The 16,144-nt window shown below is 71.4% G+C and carries 16 protein-coding genes, 1 tRNA gene and 1 pseudogene; 5 read left to right on the plus strand and 13 right to left on the minus strand.

Annotation, left to right across the window (positions count from 1 at the left end; genetic code table 11):
* Positions 1-20 precede the first annotated feature (20 nt).
* Both QUE38_RS02305 and QUE38_RS02310 read right to left on the minus strand, forming a co-directional pair.
* A complete protein-coding gene (locus tag QUE38_RS02305) occupies positions 21-1,634 on the minus strand; it encodes an ABC transporter permease (RefSeq protein ID WP_286309970.1) in 1,614 nt (537 codons plus the stop codon).
* Complete coding sequence (locus QUE38_RS02310) at positions 1,634-2,527, minus strand: ABC transporter ATP-binding protein (protein ID WP_286309972.1); 894 nt, start codon at positions 2,525-2,527, stop codon at positions 1,634-1,636. The genes QUE38_RS02305 and QUE38_RS02310 overlap by 1 nt, the downstream gene beginning before the upstream one ends.
* A 202-nt stretch (positions 2,528-2,729) precedes the next feature.
* On the opposite strand from QUE38_RS02310, the gene QUE38_RS02315 reads away from it, so the two are divergent.
* The 4 genes and pseudogenes from QUE38_RS02315 (at position 2,730) to QUE38_RS02330 (ending at position 5,049) form a co-directional block, all read left to right on the plus strand.
* Positions 2,730-3,110, plus strand: coding sequence for a PadR family transcriptional regulator (locus tag QUE38_RS02315; RefSeq protein WP_286311616.1), 381 nt, complete (start codon positions 2,730-2,732; stop codon positions 3,108-3,110).
* 1 nt (position 3,111) lies between these two features.
* Complete coding sequence (locus tag QUE38_RS02320) at positions 3,112-3,480, plus strand: DUF1048 domain-containing protein (RefSeq protein WP_286309973.1); 369 nt, start codon at positions 3,112-3,114, stop codon at positions 3,478-3,480.
* Positions 3,477-4,285: pseudogene (locus QUE38_RS02325) on the plus strand (ABC transporter ATP-binding protein). The gene QUE38_RS02320 and the pseudogene QUE38_RS02325 overlap by 4 nt, the downstream one beginning before the upstream one ends.
* Entirely contained in the window at positions 4,282-5,049 is a 768-nt protein-coding gene (locus QUE38_RS02330) for an ABC transporter permease (protein ID WP_286309975.1), read from the plus strand. The pseudogene QUE38_RS02325 and the gene QUE38_RS02330 overlap by 4 nt, the downstream one beginning before the upstream one ends.
* A gap of 100 nt (positions 5,050-5,149) precedes the next feature.
* Here the strand turns inward: QUE38_RS02330 and QUE38_RS02335 are convergent, their stop codons facing one another.
* From QUE38_RS02335 to mazG, 11 genes are all read right to left on the minus strand, one after another.
* Positions 5,150-5,371, minus strand: coding sequence for a hypothetical protein (locus QUE38_RS02335; RefSeq protein WP_286309976.1), 222 nt, complete (start codon positions 5,369-5,371; stop codon positions 5,150-5,152).
* Positions 5,372-5,640: 269 nt separating this feature from the next.
* A complete protein-coding gene (locus QUE38_RS02340) occupies positions 5,641-6,384 on the minus strand; it encodes a hypothetical protein (RefSeq protein ID WP_286309978.1) in 744 nt (247 codons plus the stop codon).
* Complete coding sequence (locus QUE38_RS02345; protein WP_286309979.1) at positions 6,381-6,989, minus strand: hypothetical protein; 609 nt, start codon at positions 6,987-6,989, stop codon at positions 6,381-6,383. Before QUE38_RS02345 ends, QUE38_RS02340 begins: the two co-directional genes overlap by 4 nt.
* A 75-nt stretch (positions 6,990-7,064) precedes the next feature.
* Positions 7,065-7,138: transfer RNA gene (locus QUE38_RS02350), tRNA-Leu, on the minus strand.
* 127 nt (positions 7,139-7,265) lie between these two features.
* A complete protein-coding gene (locus tag QUE38_RS02355) occupies positions 7,266-8,717 on the minus strand; it encodes an NAD(P)/FAD-dependent oxidoreductase (RefSeq protein ID WP_286309980.1) in 1,452 nt (483 codons plus the stop codon).
* Between the two features lie 64 nt (positions 8,718-8,781).
* The gene (locus tag QUE38_RS02360; RefSeq protein WP_286309981.1) at positions 8,782-10,089 is read right to left on the minus strand and encodes a S8 family serine peptidase; all 1,308 of its coding nucleotides are present in this window, start codon (positions 10,087-10,089) and stop codon (positions 8,782-8,784) included.
* Positions 10,086-10,655 (minus strand): DUF501 domain-containing protein, encoded by a 570-nt coding sequence (locus QUE38_RS02365; RefSeq protein ID WP_286311617.1) that lies wholly within the window; start codon positions 10,653-10,655, stop codon positions 10,086-10,088. The genes QUE38_RS02360 and QUE38_RS02365 overlap by 4 nt, the downstream gene beginning before the upstream one ends.
* Positions 10,652-11,092 carry an FtsB family cell division protein gene (locus QUE38_RS02370; RefSeq protein ID WP_286309982.1) on the minus strand — a complete coding sequence of 147 codons (441 nt, stop codon included), beginning with the start codon at positions 11,090-11,092 and terminating at the stop codon, positions 10,652-10,654. The genes QUE38_RS02365 and QUE38_RS02370 overlap by 4 nt, the downstream gene beginning before the upstream one ends.
* A 61-nt stretch (positions 11,093-11,153) precedes the next feature.
* Positions 11,154-12,434 carry a phosphopyruvate hydratase gene (gene eno, locus QUE38_RS02375; RefSeq protein ID WP_286309983.1) on the minus strand — a complete coding sequence of 427 codons (1,281 nt, stop codon included), beginning with the start codon at positions 12,432-12,434 and terminating at the stop codon, positions 11,154-11,156.
* Positions 12,435-12,524: 90 nt separating this feature from the next.
* Positions 12,525-13,781, minus strand: a complete 1,257-nt coding sequence (gene hisS, locus QUE38_RS02380) for a histidine--tRNA ligase (protein ID WP_286309984.1) — start codon at positions 13,779-13,781, stop codon at positions 12,525-12,527.
* A gap of 79 nt (positions 13,782-13,860) precedes the next feature.
* Positions 13,861-14,655, minus strand: coding sequence for a nucleoside triphosphate pyrophosphohydrolase (gene mazG / locus QUE38_RS02385; RefSeq protein WP_286309985.1), 795 nt, complete (start codon positions 14,653-14,655; stop codon positions 13,861-13,863).
* A 163-nt stretch (positions 14,656-14,818) separates the two neighbouring features.
* Between mazG and nhaA the strand changes: the two genes are divergently transcribed.
* Positions 14,819-16,099 (plus strand): Na+/H+ antiporter NhaA, encoded by a 1,281-nt coding sequence (nhaA, locus tag QUE38_RS02390; protein ID WP_286309986.1) that lies wholly within the window; start codon positions 14,819-14,821, stop codon positions 16,097-16,099.
* Positions 16,100-16,144 lie beyond the last annotated feature (45 nt).

Raw genomic sequence — 16,144 nt, forward strand, 5'->3', positions numbered from 1 at the left:
GGGGCGGGCGGATGCCCCGCTCAGCGCGGCACGTCGCGCAGCCGGAACCCGATCACCCCGACGACCGCGGTGCCGACCGCGACGACCGACAGCCACAGCTCGGCCGCGGCGTCGACGTCGTCGACCGGCACGTCGCCGACGACGTGCGTAGGTGAGAGCGCGAGCGCCCAATCGGGCAGCGAGAGCGTGCCGCCGAGCAGGTCGGCGAACACGGCGTACGCGAGCACGAGCCAGATGAGGCTCGACCAGCCGGGCACGAGGCCGAACAGCAGCATCCCGAGCCCGCCGATCACGAGCACCGCGGGCAGGTACGCTGCGGTCGCCTCGAGCACGCCGTCGACGCGGTCCCCCGCGGTCCACGCGAGCCCAGCGCCGCCGACGACCAGTGCGATGCAGGCGAAGACGGCGGCGGTGACGGCGTGCGTCGTCATCCAGCCGACGCGGTGCGTCGCGCGCGCGAGCGTGGGTTCGAGCCTCCCGCCGGTCTCCTCGGCGTGCAGGCGGAGCATGGCCTGTGCGAGGCATCCCATCGCCATGAACGCGATGAGCAGCAGCGTGAAGCCCGCGTACGACTCGTTGACCTGGTCGGCCGCGTCGGCGCCGAACATGCCGGCGAGTGCGGGGTTCGCGGCGACGGCGTCGGCGATGTCGTCCGTGAACGCGCCGAACACGATGCCGACGACGGCGGCGCCGGCGATCCAGCCCAGCCCTGCCGGTGCGTGGGCGCGCAGCGCGAGCCCGAGGGTCGACGCGCCGAAGCGGCTCGCGCGGCGCGGGCCGGGTCGCGAGGCGACCATCGCCGAGCCCAGGTCGCGGCTGCCGACCAGCACGAGGCCCGCGACCACGAGCACGATCGCCACGGCGAGCGCGAGCACCAGCGGCCACACTCGGCTGTCGTCGGCGAACGGGCGCGTCTCCTGCTGCCAGGCGAGCGGCGAGAGCCACTTCCAGGCGGTGTCGCGCACGTCGCCGATCGCTCGGGTGAGGTACGCGCCGCCGAGGACGACGATGCCGACCGCGGTGACGCCCGCGGCGCGGCGCACGAGCTGCCCGACGAACGTCGCGAGGCCCGCGAACACCCCGCCGAGCGTCGCGATCGAGGCGCCATACAGCCACGCGGCATCCGCCGGTTCGCCGTACGCGATGAGCACGAGGGCCATGCCGGTGCCGACGAGCGCGAGCGCGACGGCGGTCACGACCACGGCGGCGGTCCACGGCGCACGGCGGCCGACCCCGCGCGAGCGGAGCAGCTCGAGCAGGCCCGACTCCTCGGGCGCGCGGGTCTGGCGGGCGACCAGGAAGAGCCCCATCAGCGGAATCGCGATCGCGGCGATGAACCCGAACTCGTTGGCCGCGACGCCCCCGAGCGTGTCGGCGCCGTAGGGCGTGCCGTTGATCGCGGCCATCGCGGGGTCGGAACCGACGGTCTGTTCGTAGGTCGCGAGCTGCTCGGGCGTGCCGTACGTGGTGTCGAGCGCGGCGACGGTCGCGGCGTACCCGCCGACGAGCGCGAGCACCCAGATGACGGGCGCCTTCCAGCCGGTGCGCAACTGCACGCGCAGCACCGCGCCGAAGCCGCTGCCGGCGGACTCGGCGGGCCGCGCGCCGGTCGCGCGCGCCTCGGTGGTGGTCATCACGCGTCCTCGTACTCGCTGAGGAAGAGCTCGTCGAGGCTCGGCGGGCGCACGGTCAGTGCGCTCACCCCCGCGGCGAGCAGGGGCGGCAGCACCGTGTCGAGCGCACCGGGGTCGACCGAGAAGCTCAGCTCGGTGCCGTCGCCCGCGGGCGTGCGCTCGAGACCCGAGACCGACGCGTGGTCGAGCGGCGGGGCCGGGGTCGTCGTGACAGCGTGCACCGACGTGCGCGAGAGGCTGCGCAGCTCGGCGACGCTGCCCGAGCGCACGATCCTCCCCTTGCGGATGATCGCGACGTCCTCGCACAGCGCGTCGACCTCGCTCAGGATGTGGCTCGACAGCAGCACGGATGCCCCTGCGGCGGCGCGCTCCGCGACGGTCTCGCGGAAGACCTCCTCCATGAGCGGGTCGAGCCCGCTGGTCGGCTCGTCGAGCACCAGCAGGTCGGCGTCGGCGGAGAACGCGGCGACGAGCGCCACCTTCTGCCGGTTGCCCTTGGAGTAGTCGCGTACGCGCTTGGTCGGGTCGAGGTCGAACCGCTCGATCAGCGCGTCGCGGCGCTCGGTGTTGACGGCGGGGCCCGACGAGGTCAGCACGTCGATGCACTGCCCGCCGGTGAGCTGCGGCCAGAGCGCCACGTCGCCGGGCACGTAGGCGAGCCGGCGGTGCAGGCGCACGGCGTGCGCCCACGGGTCGTCGCCGAAGAGGCGCGCCTCGCCCGAGGTCTTGCGCATCAGCCCGAGCAGCACGCGGATCGTCGTGGACTTTCCCGCGCCGTTCGGCCCGAGGAACCCGAGCACCTGCCCTTCGGCCAGCCGGAGGTCGAGGCCGTCGAGCGCCCGCACCTTCCCGAAATGCTTGTGCAGCCCCTCGATCTCGACCACGTCCGTCATCGCGTCCTCCGCCCGCCTCGCAAGATGCCCGTTCGGGGCCACTGTATCGGCGGAGCGGGCGCGGGCGACAGGGCCGGGCGTGCACGTCCGCTTCGGGGGCATCCGCTCGCCTCGTCTTGCTACTCGGTCTTGCCAAGTACCGGTACTCATGCCTACTATGTACCGGTACTCAGTGACACTGACCAGATGGGCGGCACGACTCGTGGCGAAGCAGATGACCGAGATGCTGAAGGGCACGCTGGAGGGCATCGTGCTCGCGCTGCTCGCGACGGCGCCCGCCTACGGGTACGAGATCACCGCTCGGCTGCGCGCGCAGGGCTTCGCCGACATCGCCGAGGGCACCGTCTACGCGCTGCTCGTGCGCATCGAGCAGCGCGGCCTCGTCGACGTCGAGCGCGTGCCCTCCGAGAAGGGGCCGCCGCGCAAGGTCTACACGCTGAACGCCGCCGGTCGCGCGGTGCTCGACGAGTTCTGGGTCACCTGGGACTTCCTCGCGGAGCGGATCGGGCACCTGCGGCCCGACTCCGCCCCGCACCACGACACACACGACACCAACGACACGAACGACGAAGGAGCGCGCTGACATGGCCGCCAAGTGGATCGAGGCCCTCACCGGGTCGCTCGAGCAGAAGAAGCAGTACCGCGCGGATCGCGCGCGCATCGCCGGCCTTCCCGAGCCGTACCGGGCCGCCGCGCAGGCGATGCACCGCTACCTCATGTACGCCGGCGGCATCACCGACGGCGACACGCTCGTCACGATGTTCGGCGACCTCGCCGACCTGTGGGAGCGCGCCGCGGTCGACGGCACTCCCCTGCGCGACATCGTCGGCGACGACCCCGTCGACTTCGCCGATTCGTTCGCCCGGGCGTACCTGGGCAAGCAGTGGATCGACACCGAGCGCGCCCGGTTCGTGCGCGCCATCGACGAGGCCGAACGGGGCGCCGGCTCATGACCGCCGCTCCGGCCGTGCAGGTGCGCGGCCTCGAGAAATCGTTCGGCGACCTCGACGTGCTGCGCGGGGTCGACCTCGAGGTGGCACCCGGCAGCATCGTCGCCCTGCTCGGCGCCAACGGTGCGGGCAAGACGACCCTGGTCCGCATCCTCTCGACCCTGCTCGCCGCAGACGCGGGCAGCGCGCGGGTGCTCGGCCACGATGTCGCGACGGCCCCCGCGACGTGCGCGCGGCGATCAGCCTGACCGGCCAGTTCACCGCGATCGACGACGTGCTCACCGGTCGCGAGAACCTGGTGCTGGTGGCGCGGCTGCGTCATCTGCCGCATCCGACCGCCGTCGCCGACGACCTGCTCGCACGGTTCTCGCTCGCCGATGCCGCCGACCGCCCCGCCGCGAAGTACTCCGGCGGCATGCGTCGCCGGCTCGACATCGCGATGAGTCTCGTCGGCGCGCCGCCCGTGATCTTCCTCGACGAGCCGACCACCGGGCTCGACCCGCAGGCCCGCAACGAGGTGTGGGAGACCGCCGCGGCCCTCGCGGCCGGCGGCACCACCGTGCTGCTCACCACGCAGCACCTCGAGGAGGCCGAGCGGCTCGCCGACCGCATCGCGATCCTGCACGACGGCGTCGTGGCGCACGAGGGCACCCTCGACGAGCTGCGCCGGCTGCTGCCGCCCGCCGAGGTCGAGGTCGTCGAGCGCCAGCCCTCCCTCGAGGAGGTCTTCCTCGCCGTCATCGGCGGCATGAGCGCAGCGGATGCCCCCAGCGGCGCGTCCGCCCCCACCGGAACGGAACTCCCATGACCGCCATCCACCCGCTCGCCGACACCGGCGTGCTCACCGGCCGCTCGCTCCGCCACGTGCTGCGCAGCCCCGACACGATCCTCACCACCGCGGTCACGCCGATCGCGCTGCTGCTCCTGTTCGTGTACGTGCTCGGCGGCGCCATCGACGTCGGGGGCGGGGTCGCGTACGTGGACTACCTGCTGCCGGGCATCCTGCTCATCACCATCGCGTCGGGTGTCGCGTACACGGCGTACCGGCTCTTCCTCGACCTGCAGGGCGGCCTGTTCGACCGGTTCCGGTCGATGCCCATCGCAGGGTCGAGCGTGCTCTGGGCGCACGTGCTCACGTCGCTCGTCGCGAACCTCGTGTCGGTGGCCATCGTGGTCGGCGTCGCGTTCGCGATGGGCTTCCGCACCGGGGCATCCGTCTGGGCCTGGCTCGCGATCGTCGGCGTGCTCGTGCTGTTCACGCTCGCGCTCACCTGGCTCGCGGTGATCGCCGGCCTGTCGGCGAAGTCGGTCGACGGAGCGAGCGCGTTCAGCTACCCGCTCATCTTCCTGCCGTTCATCAGCTCGGCGTTCGTGCCGACCGACTCGATACCCGTGCCGGTGGCGTGGTTCGCCGAGCACCAGCCGGTCACCGCGATCGTCGACTCGATGCGCGCGCTCTTCGCCGGCGAACCCGTGGGTGCCGACATCTGGGTCGCGCTGGCGTGGCTGGGCGGCATCCTGGCCGTCGCGTCCGTCGTCGCCGCGCTGCTGCTGCGGCGCCGCATGCGCTGACCGACACACCCGAGCCGCCGACCCGGCGAGCATTACGCCCGTCGAGCCGACGGCTCGGATCGGGTCGGACCGTTCCCCAGGGCCCGACCTCAGCCGACGTCTAGTCGGCCGCGCAGATACCGCGGGCGGTGTCGTTCTTGCCCTGCCCGCCGATGGCCTTGACGACGTCGCCGACGTTCGTGAAGCCGAGCGCGCCCTCGGTATTGATGGTCTTGTGCACCTGACCGAAGCAGGCGTTGGGGGACGGCGCGGCCTGGGCCGGAGCGGCGAGGCCGACCATGGCGAGGCCGACGATGAATCCGGTGGCGAGAATGCGCTTCATTGAACTTTCCCTTTCGATCGGCGGGTGCGATTCGACCCGATATCTGTACTTCCGCATGGAGTACGGATTCGGATGCACCCTCGATGAAGAAATCTCGGGAAGTCGCCGAGCACGGTGCTCCCGCTGGGATTCGAACCCGAAGCCGCAGTCACCAATCCCACGGAGCTTTGCCACGATCCGCGTAACTCCGCCTCATGCTGGGGCGGTTCCATCCTCTGGACGGCCGCAGCATCACACCAATTGCTGCCAACTTGTTGCCACGGTCGCGGTCATGTCCCGAGTTGGCCCCGTAGATCGTCGAACGATTCGCGTGCCAACGCCTGAACCATCGGATCCTGGCTCGCCCACGGGGTGGCCCGCTCGTCCAAGGCACGCAAGAGCGTGCGGACCCGGCCGCGACTCCGCTGACTGAGGCCGTTGAGGACGTCACCAGGATCGTCGACACATGCGAGCAGCATCACCCCGTCTTCGGCATGACGCATGCGATCACGCGGGTCATCGCGGTATGCCGCTCCCTTCAGGACCAGCGCTCCGCGCACGCTCGGAACAATCAGTCTGAGGGTTCCGTCCACGGTCTCGATGTCGACATCGATGGTTTGCTGCAACGCACGGGTCCCACCAGAAACGCCGAACAGCGGTCGGCCACTGTAGCGGGGCCGTTTCCAGATCGCTTGTCGGTCCGAGCACATGACGTCCACCCGCTCCTCGCCGCGATCAAATCGATATGCGTGCTTCGTCGTTTCATCAAGGACGTATCCGGCGTGTGCGAGGCAAGCGGCCGCCTGAGCGAAGGTGACTGCGTTCGTCTCGAGATGGAGCGCCGAGTCAACGTCGACGGTGGATCGAGACGACGGTAGACCCGCAAGGGCTGCGTGCAGTTTCACCATGAGCCCACCGATCAGCGTCCAGGAACTGCTTGGGAGAAGTCGGGCAAGCTCGAATGCGGTCGGCCAAGGCGGCTCCTCCCAAGCCTCGGACGAGGCATCCAGCATGACGCGCGGGCGCTCGATCACACCGTGGCCTGTATCTCAGCTATCCACCGGGCCGCAGCGGCGCTCTCTCGTGTGTCACCGTACGCGTACAGCGCGAGAGCCTCGAGGATCCGCTGATGCGTCTCGGAACCTTCGACGACGACAATGTCACCTGAGTCGTCCGGGGCGAGCCTGGCTCGGCGAGCAGCGATCGTGGCGTTCTCTGCGACGAGCACGCCCAGGCCGCCGCCTGAGGACAGTCCGAGCTCGCCGAGAATTCCCGGCGTGAATCGACGCTTTGCCTCGATACTCGCGGCCCTCCGAAGCGATGCGTGACCATGAAGGATTCGACCCGCCAGAGCGCTGACCTCGGCGCCTCGGATGCGCTTCTTGATCCGGCTCCGCTCCGAGCCCGTTACCGCTTCCGTCGTCCCGTTCGCCAGCAGATCCAGTGCCGCTTGTCGGCCCGTCTCCGTCCAATTCCGGCCGCGATGCGCAGTCCTCGACATCAACAGGACCTGGCGTGGCGAGAGCAGCTGCGCGTTGCCGTATCGCGTCGCGACGACCAGTCCGTTCGCGGCGTTGCGGCGCACCTGTCGCGCCGAGACACCAAGCTCTCGGGCTGCTTCGGTCGCGGACACATGCATGCATATATAGTCCCCATCCGGACTATATATGTCAAGGAGCAGCGGTGCGTGACCGCCTGCCGGCGATGCGTCCAGTGCTCCCGCTGGGATTCGAACCCAGACTCGGGCGAGTTTAAGTCGCCTGCCTCTGCCAGTTGGGCTACGGGAGCGCGGCGGCCGGCCGCGCCCTCACCTTACCGAGCGGATACCACGGGGCAGCCGCGCCGCGAATGCGAACGCGCCGCCGACCTGCGCGATGCAGGCGGGCGGCGCGTTCGAGCGTCGGGTGCGGAACCGCTACTTCGAGGCGGCGGCCTCGGCGGGCTTCGCGGCCGGCTTCTCAGCGGCCGACTTCTCCGCCGCGGGCTTCTTCGCCGCGGGCGTGCGCGGCTTCTTCGCGGCCGGCGCCTTCGGCGCGGCCTCGGCCGGGGGCTTCGGGCGCGCGGCGAACTCCTCGAACGCGGCGCGCGGCGTCTGCCGGGCCTCGAGCGAGACGATGTCGCGACCGAGCCAGAAGTTGTTCCACCAGCCCCAGAACACGCGGAGCTTGCGCTCCCAGCTCGGGATGGCGAGGCCGTGGTAGCCGCGGTGCGCGAACCAGGCGATGAGGCCCTTCATGGCGAACTTGCCCGACTGGAAGGCGCCCGAGCCGATGCCGAGGCCGGCCACGGCACCGAGGTTCTTGTGCACGTAGTCGCGCGGCTCCTCGCCGCGCAGCACGGCGACGAGGTTCTTCGCGAGCAGCTTGCCCTGGCGCACGGCGTGCTGGGCGTTGGGCACGCAGTAGCCGCCCACGCCGCCGCCGGTGAGGTCGGGCACGGCGCTGATGTCGCCGGCCGCCCACGCGTCCTCGACGATGTCGTCCTCGTCGCCGACGCGCAGGTCGGGGCGCGTCTTGATGCGGCCGCGCTCCTCGACCGGCAGGTCGGAGTTGCGCACGATCTGCGGGTTCGCCATGACGCCCGCGGTCCACACGATGAGGTCCGTCTCCATGGTCTGGCCGGTCGATAGCTCGATGTGGCCGTCGACGGCCGACTTGAGCTGCGTGTCGAGGTGGATCTCGGCGCCGCGCTGGGCGAGGTGCTTGATGACCCAGTGGCTCGTGGGCAGCGAGACCTCGGGCATGATGCGGCCCATCGCCTCGATGAGGTGGAAGTGCGTGTCGTCGAAGCTCAGCTGCGGGTAGAACTCGAGCAGCGAGCTGGCGAAGGAACGCAGCTCGGCGAACACCTCGATGCCGGCGAAGCCGCCGCCGACCACGACGACCGTGAGCAGGCGGTCGCGCTCGGGGCCCGCGGGGAGGTTCGCGGCCTTGTCGAAGTTGGTGAGCAGGCGGTCGCGGATCGCGGCGGCCTCCTCGATGGTCTTCAGGCCGTAGGCGTTCTCGGCGATGCCCGGGATGGGGAACGTGCGCGAGACGGCACCACCGGTGACCACGACGATGTCGTAGTCGAACTGGTAGTCGTCGGCGCCTTCGGGCGAGATGGTCGCCTGCTTCGACGCGTGGTCGATGTTCGTGACCTTCGCGGTGATGACGTTGGTCTTGCGGAGGTGGCGACGCAGCGCGACCACCGAGTGGCGGGGCTCGATCGAGCCGGCGGCCACCTCGGGCAGGAACGGCTGGTACGTCATGTACGGCAGCGGGTCGACGACCGTGACCTCCGCTTCACCGGCGCGCAGCCACTTCTCGAGCTTCCACGCGGTGTAGAACCCGGCATAGCCGCCACCGACGATGAGAATCTTGGGCACGGTGAATGAACTCCTCAGTTGGTGGGTGCGTGGGGGCGTGCGAACACTGTACTCCCGACCGCGGTCACGTTTCATGGCGCGACGTGCGCCGGATATGCCGAGTGGCACCGATGCCCAACAGCGTTGCAAGGGTACCAAACCCCAACAGCAGGGCGAGCGGCAGGGTGATGTAGGCCAGCGTCGACGGCGTCGGCCACAGCGTCAGCGCAACGCGCGACTGTGGGTCGGGCGGGTCGGCGAACGGCACGATCTCCTGGGTCTCGTCGTCGACGTCCTCGCCGCTCGTCGGCAGGTCGGCGCGGCGGTGGATCGTCACCCACTGCGACAGGTCGCCCATGGGGTTCGTGCTCACCGGCTCGACCTCGGCGGTCAGCGCCGCCGACGGGTCGATGAGGCCCCAGCCGTAGAGCGGGCTCGGCACCTCGTGCCCGTCGGGGTCGGCGGTCGCGATCACCCGCTGGATCACGTTGTTCGCGTCGAGCTCCGGGTACGCCGAGCGCACCAGCGCGACCAGCCCGCTCACGAGCGGCGCGGCACCGCTCGTGCCGTCCCACAGCACGTACCCCGCGTTGCCGGGCTGCACGCCGACGAGCTGCTCGCTCGGCGCGGACACCCCGATCGAGATGCCCTGCGACGACGCGTCGAAGCTCACCTCGCGGTCGATGTCGACGCCCGCGACGGTGAGCACGCCCGGGATCGTCGCCGGCGCACCCACCTCGGTGGTGCCGCTCCCCCGATTGCCGGCCGCCGCGACCACGACGACGTCGTTCGCGAACGCGTAGCCGAACGCGTCGTCCCAGCTCTCGGGCCAGTCGCGGGTGTTGCGGGTGAGCGACATGTTGATGACGTCGGCGCCGTTGTCGACCGCCCAGCGCACGCCTGCGGCGATCTGGTCGTCGGTGCTGATCGCCCCCTCCTCGTTCTGCCCGAACGCGACGGACACCGACAGCAGGTCGGCCTGCGGGGCCACGCCGATCACGCCGTTGCCCTCGCCCGTGCCGCGGCCGGCGAGCAGCGACGCCACCCACGTGCCGTGGTTCGCGTCGTCGCCCACGGGCGACTGTCCGTTCGGCGAGCCGATGCCCGAGACATCCGTGCCGCCGACGACCGCGCCCTGCAGCTCGGTGACCGACGAGTCGATGCCCGTGTCGATGACCGCGACGGTCACGCCGTCGCCCTGCGTGGTCTGCCACGCGGTGGTGAAGCCGTAGTCGGTGAGCCAGTACTGGCGGTCGCGCACGGTGTCGGCCTGCGCGGGCAGCGGCACCGCGACGAGCACGGCGACGGATGCCACGATGGCGACGGCGCGCGCAACGCGACGCGCGGCCCCAGACGACCGGTGCGAACGGCGGGGCGGATGCTCCGAGGTCACGACGCCCCCTCGCCCGGCGTGCCGCCCGGGGCATCCGTGCCCGACCCCTCGTCGTCGACGCCGTAGTCGACGCAGACGCACACCGTGGGCTTCCACGACGACGCCTCGAGCGCGAGGTCGCCGATCGGATTGAGCCCGGGACCGGCGGCGAGCGAGTGGGCCGCGAGCGCGTGCAGGCACTTGACGCGCACGGGCATGCCGCCGGCCGAGACGCCGTGCAGCTCGGGCACGTCGAGGAAGCCCTCGCGGTCGGCGAGGTACGACTCGTGGGCGGCCTGGTAGGCGGCGCGCACGTCGTCGTCGCTCGCGAGCAGCTCGCTGTACTCGACCATGAGCTGCGCGGCCTCGAGGTAGCTCATCGCCGCGGTCGCGGCCGGGTGCGTGAGGTAGTACAGCGTCGGGAACGGCGTACCGTCGCTGAGGCGCGGCGCGGTGGCCACGACGGTCGGCGCCCCGCACACGCAGCGCGCGGGGATGCCGAGCACGTTCCGTGCGGGTCGGCCGAGCTGGGCCGAGACGATGCGGATGTCACGCGCGGTCGCCTGCTCGAACGGTGGGCGCATCAGCCGTCTCCCTCGGATGCATCGGTGGCGGTGCCCGCCGCGAGCAGCGACGCGAGCAGCGTGCGCGACCAGTCGGCGTCGGCCTGCTCGACCTCGGTGGAGATCGGCGCGGCCTCCTCGGCGACGTCGGCGGGCTCGAGGTCGTCGATGACGAGGTAGCTCACCTCGCCGGGCAGTACGTAGTAGAGGCGGTCGCGCGCCTGCGACATGACGAACGTGCGGTCGTCCCAGCGCTCGCGCTCGGCGCGCAGCTCGCGCACCTCGGCGCGCTGCTCGGCGACGTCGGCCTCGAGTGCGGCGATCTGGGCGCGCTGCTCGGCCCAGACGCGCAGGGTCGGGGCGAGCACGACCACGGCGAGCACGGCCAGCGCGAGCATGATCACGGTGAATCCGGAGAAGCGGATGCCGCGCAGCCAGGCGCCCACGGAGGACTCGGGCATGCGACTCCTCCCCGGCACGGCGCGGTCGGGGCGGCCCCGCGGCCGCCCCGACCCCCGTGCGTCAGGCGGAGAAGCGGGGGAACGCCGCGCGGCCCGCGTACACCGCGGCCTCGCCGAGCTCCTCTTCGATCCTCAGGAGTTGATTGTACTTCGCGACTCGCTCGCTCCGGGCCGGCGCGCCCGTCTTGATCTGGCCGCAGTCGGTCGCGACGGCGAGGTCGGCGATCGTGGTGTCCTCGGTCTCGCCCGAACGGTGCGAGAGCACGGCGGTGTAGCCGGAGCGGTGCGCGAGCGAGACGGCGTCGAGCGTCTCGGTGAGCGTGCCGATCTGGTTGACCTTCACGAGGATCGAGTTCGCGGCGCCCATCTCGATGCCCTTGGCGAGGCGCGACGGGTTGGTGACGAAGAAGTCGTCGCCGACGAGCTGCACCTTGCCGCCGATCTCGTTCGTGAGCGAGGCGTAGCCCTCCCAGTCGTCCTCGGCGAGCGGGTCCTCGATCGTGATGAGCGGGTAGTTCGCGAGGAGGTCCTCGTAGTACGCGACCATCTCAGCGGCCGAGCGAGCCTTGCCCTCGAACGTGTAGACGCCGTCGGCGAAGAACTCGGTCGAGGCGACATCGAGGCCGAGGCCGAAGTCCGCGCCCATGGTGAAGCCGGCCTTCTCGATCGCCTCGGTGATGAGGTCGAGCGCGGCGGCGTTGCTGGGCAGGTCGGGGGCGAAACCGCCCTCGTCGCCGAGGCCGGTGGAGAGGCCCTTCGACTTCAGCAGGCTCTTCAGCGCGTGGTACGACTCGGCACCCCAGCGCAGCGCCTCGGAGAACGACTCGGCACCGATCGGCAGGAGCATGAACTCCTGGATGTCGACGCCGGTGTCGGCGTGCGCGCCGCCGTTGATGACGTTCATCATCGGCACGGGCAGCGTGTGCGCGTTCGGGCCGCCGAGGTAGCGGAACAGCGGGAGGTCGGCCGAGTCGGCCGCGGCCTTCGCGGTGGCGAGGCTCACGCCGAGGATGGCGTTCGCGCCGAGACGGCTCTTGTTGTCGGTGCCGTCGGCGTCGATGAGCGCGGCGTCGACGACGCGCTGGTCGCTCGCCTCGAGGTCCTCGATGGCCGGGCCGAGCACGTCGAGCACCGACTCGACGGCCTTCTGCACGCCCTTGCCGAGGTAGCGGTCGGCGTCGCCGTCGCGCAGCTCGTACGCCTCGAACGCACCGGTCGACGCGCCCGAGGGCACGGCGGCGCGGGCCAGTGAGCCGTCGTCGAGCAGCACCTCGACCTCGACCGTCGGATTGCCGCGCGAATCCAGAATCTCGCGCGCGCCTACAGCTTCGATGAATGCCACGATCTCTCCTTACGTGGTGGTGGTGTCTCGGACGACCCCATCGTGGTCCGCTCACCACTCTAGTGAGACGGCGACGACGCTCGCAGCCGGTCAGTCGAGGGGGCGGACCTCCAGCTCAGCGGCATCCGAGACCCCTGCGTTCACGAACGCGAAGCGCGAGAATCCGTCGGCGGCGACCCGCTCGAGCAGGGCGCGCGTGTTCTTCACGCGGCGCTCGAGGCGCACGCGGGATCCGGCGGCGACGAGCTGCGCCTTGAGGCCGACGAGCGCGGCGGGGTTGACGTCGCGGTCGTGCACGAGCACGACGTCGTCGTGGGTGCCGTCGCCCTCCAGCTCGACGAGGTCGACGATGCGCTCGAACCCGATCGAGAACCCGCACGCGGGCACCTCCTGGCCGAGGAACCGGCCGATCATGTGGTCGTAGCGCCCGCCGCCGCCGAGCGAGTAGCCGCGGTCGGGGTGCGCGATCTCGAAGATCGTGCCGGTGTAGTACCCCATGCCGCGCACGAGGGTGGGGTCGAAGGCGACGGATGCCCCGGGCAGCGCGTCGCGCAGGGCACGCAGGTCACCGAACGCCTCGGTGTCGAGCCACGCGGGGGCGCCGTCGTCGGCGATCGCCCAGTCGGCCGCGGCGAGCTCGGCGATCTCGTCGACGATGCCGGGCCGGTCGATGCCGAGCGTCGCGAGCTCCTCGACGACGCCTGACGCACCGATCTTGTCGAGCTTGTCGAGCGTGATCAGCGCGCGCTCGCGCAGCCCCGGGTCGTCGACGCCCCAGCTGCCGAGCAGCCCCTGCAGGATGCGGCGGTCGTTGAGGCGGATGCTGCAGCCGGCGAGCCCGAGCGCGTCGAGCGTGGCGAGCGTGGCCTGCAGCAGCTCGAGCTCGGCGACCGGGCCGGCCTCGCCGATGATGTCGATGTCGCACTGCATGAACTGGCGGTACCGGCCCTTCTGCGGGCGCTCGGCGCGCCAGACCGGGGCGATCTGCACCGCGCGGAACACGGGCGGCAGCGCGCCGCGGTTCGAGGCGTAGAAGCGGGCGAGCGGCACCGTGAGGTCGAAGCGCAGGCCGAGATCGGCGAGCGCGAGGCTGTCGCCGGATGCCGCTGCGGCCTCGAGGTCCTCAGCGGTCAGCCCGCGCTTCATGACGGCGAAGGCGAGCTTCTCGTTGTCGCCGCCCAGGCCTGCGTGCAGGCGGTCGGAGTCCTCGACGACCGGGGTCTCGATCTCGTCGAACCCGTGCACGCGATAGGTCTCCCGGATCACGGCGAGCGCGCGCTCGCGGCGCGCCTTCTCGGCGGGCAGGAAGTCGCGCATTCCGCGCGGGGGCGTCACGGTCTTCGGCATGACGGCCATTCTTCCAGTCGCGGGCGGTGGCTCGTGCCTCGTGACGGCGGCGGGCGGCGGTGCAGGGCGAGCGGATGCCTCAGGGCTGCGCCTCGGCCGCGCGCACGTCGTCCTCGAGGCGGCGCGTCGCCGCGCGCAGTGCGCGTTCGGCGTCGAGCCCGTCCGCGCGCGCCTGCGCGACGAGCGAGAGGAGCAGGTCGCCGAGGGCGGTCTCGTCGGCGGGCGACCCGCCGGAGACGTCGGACACGTCGACCGGGGCGGCGTCCGCGCCGGCGACGGGCTCGCCGAAGGCATCCGCTCGCCCCTCACCCGCAACGACGGGCGCCGGCGCGACGCCGACGCGACCGGCGCGGCCGAGCACCTTGTCGGCGCGGGCCAGCGCGGGCATGCCGGTCGGGATGCCGTCGAGCACGCTCGTGCGGTGCGGCTTCTCCTCGGCCTTGAGGTCGTCCCAGAAGCCGACCACGTCGTCGGCCGACTCCGCCTGCCGGTCGCCGAACACGTGCGGGTGGCGCGAGATCATCTTGGCGCTCATGTGGTCGGCGACGTCGTCGATGTCGAAGCCCTCGGCCGGATCGTGCGCGGCGAGGTCGGCGTGGAAGAGCACCTGGTACAGCACGTCGCCGAGCTCCTCGATGAGCTCGGCGCGGTCACCGGCCTCGATTGCGTCGATGAGCTCCCACGACTCCTCGACGAGGTACTGCACGAGCGATTCGTGGGTCTGATCGGCATCCCAGGGGCATCCGCCCGGCCCTCTGAGGCGTGCGGTCAGCCGCACGAGCCCGTCGAGGCCGCGGTAGTCGTCGAGGGTCTCCTGCGGGGTCGGCGCCGCCTGCGTGTCCGGTGCCTGCTGCCGCCCTGTCGCGTCCGCCATGCGCACCATCCCATCACGCGAGATCGCCCGCGTCACCCGACCGGCGCGGCGATTAGACTGTCGCGCAGGTGTGCCGGGAAGTCTGGTCGGCCGGCGTTCGCGTCGTGAACCCTCGCGGCGTCGCGACCCTCCGGCGCAGTCCCCCTCCTGACGAAAGGCCTTCATGACCTTCCTCCGCTCCGAGCGCAACGCCGCCCTGTTGCTGCTCTCCGCCGCCGTGCTCGGCCTGGTGATCGCGAACTCGCCCGTGGGCGAGCAGGCGCTGCAGCTCATCGAGGCGCACATCGACATGCCGTGGATCGGCCTCGACCTCTCGGCCGAGCACTGGATCGCCGACGGCCTGCTCGCGGTCTTCTTCTTCGTGGTCGCGGTCGAGCTGAAGCGCGAACTCGTGCTCGGCGAGCTGAACTCGGTGCGGAAGGCCGCCCTGCCCACGATCGCGGCCCTCGGCGGCGTGCTCGTGCCGGCCGGCGTCTACCTCATCTTCGTCGCCGGCACCCCCGAGTTGCTGAACGGCTGGCCCGTGCCGACCGCGACCGACATCGCGTTCGCACTCGGCGTGCTGGCGCTGTTCGGCCGCTGGATCCCGACCCGCGTGCGCGTCTTCCTGCTCGCGCTGGCGGTGCTCGACGACCTCGTCGCGATCCTCATCATCGCGTTCTTCTTCACCGCCGACGTGCGCCTCGACTACCTCGGCTTCGCCGCGATCACGCTCGTCGCGTTCGCCGGCATCAGCCGGTTCATGAACCCGCGTTCGCGCTGGATCCTCGCGCGCAAGCCGCAGGTGCCCATCACGCTCGTGCTCATCGCGCTGGCCGCGCTCACCTGGTACTTCGTCTACCTGTCGGGCGTGCACGCGACCATCGCGGGCGTGCTACTCGGCTTCGTGATCGCGCGTCGCCCCGGCGGTCGCGTCGCGCACGTCGTCGAGCCGTGGTCGAACGGCGTGATCCTGCCGCTGTTCGCCCTCACCGCCGCCATGGTGCCGTTCCCCGAGGTGCGCCCGAGCGAGCTCAGCCCGGCGTTCTGGGGCATCGCGGTCGCGCTGCCGTTCGGCAAGATCATCGGCATCACGCTCGCCGGCTGGATCGGCGGGCTCTTCACGCATCGCAACGCCGAATCGAAGCCGCTCACGTTCGGCGACCTCGTCGGCGTGGGTGCGCTCGGCGGCATCGGCTTCACGGTCGCGCTGCTCATGAACGAGCTCGCGTTCCGCACCGACGTGCTGGTGCGCAACGAGGGCGTGCTCGCGGTGCTGCTCGGGTCGGGCGTGGCGATCCTGATGTCGGCCGTGATCGTGACGATGCTGTCGGCGCGGTACAAGAAGGCCGCGCTCGCGCCGAAGCACGAGGAGACCGTGGGCGAGGCGCCGAGCGTCATCGTCGGCGAGGGTCCCGAGTTCGAGGGCGGCATCGAGGGGCCCGAGGCTCCGAAGAAGCGGTAGCGGTCGGATGCCTCGGGGCGGCGCGCGCGGGGGCGGCGCCGGCTC

Source organism: Agromyces mangrovi (assembly GCF_030296695.1).
GTDB classification, from domain to species: domain Bacteria; phylum Actinomycetota; class Actinomycetes; order Actinomycetales; family Microbacteriaceae; genus Agromyces; species Agromyces mangrovi.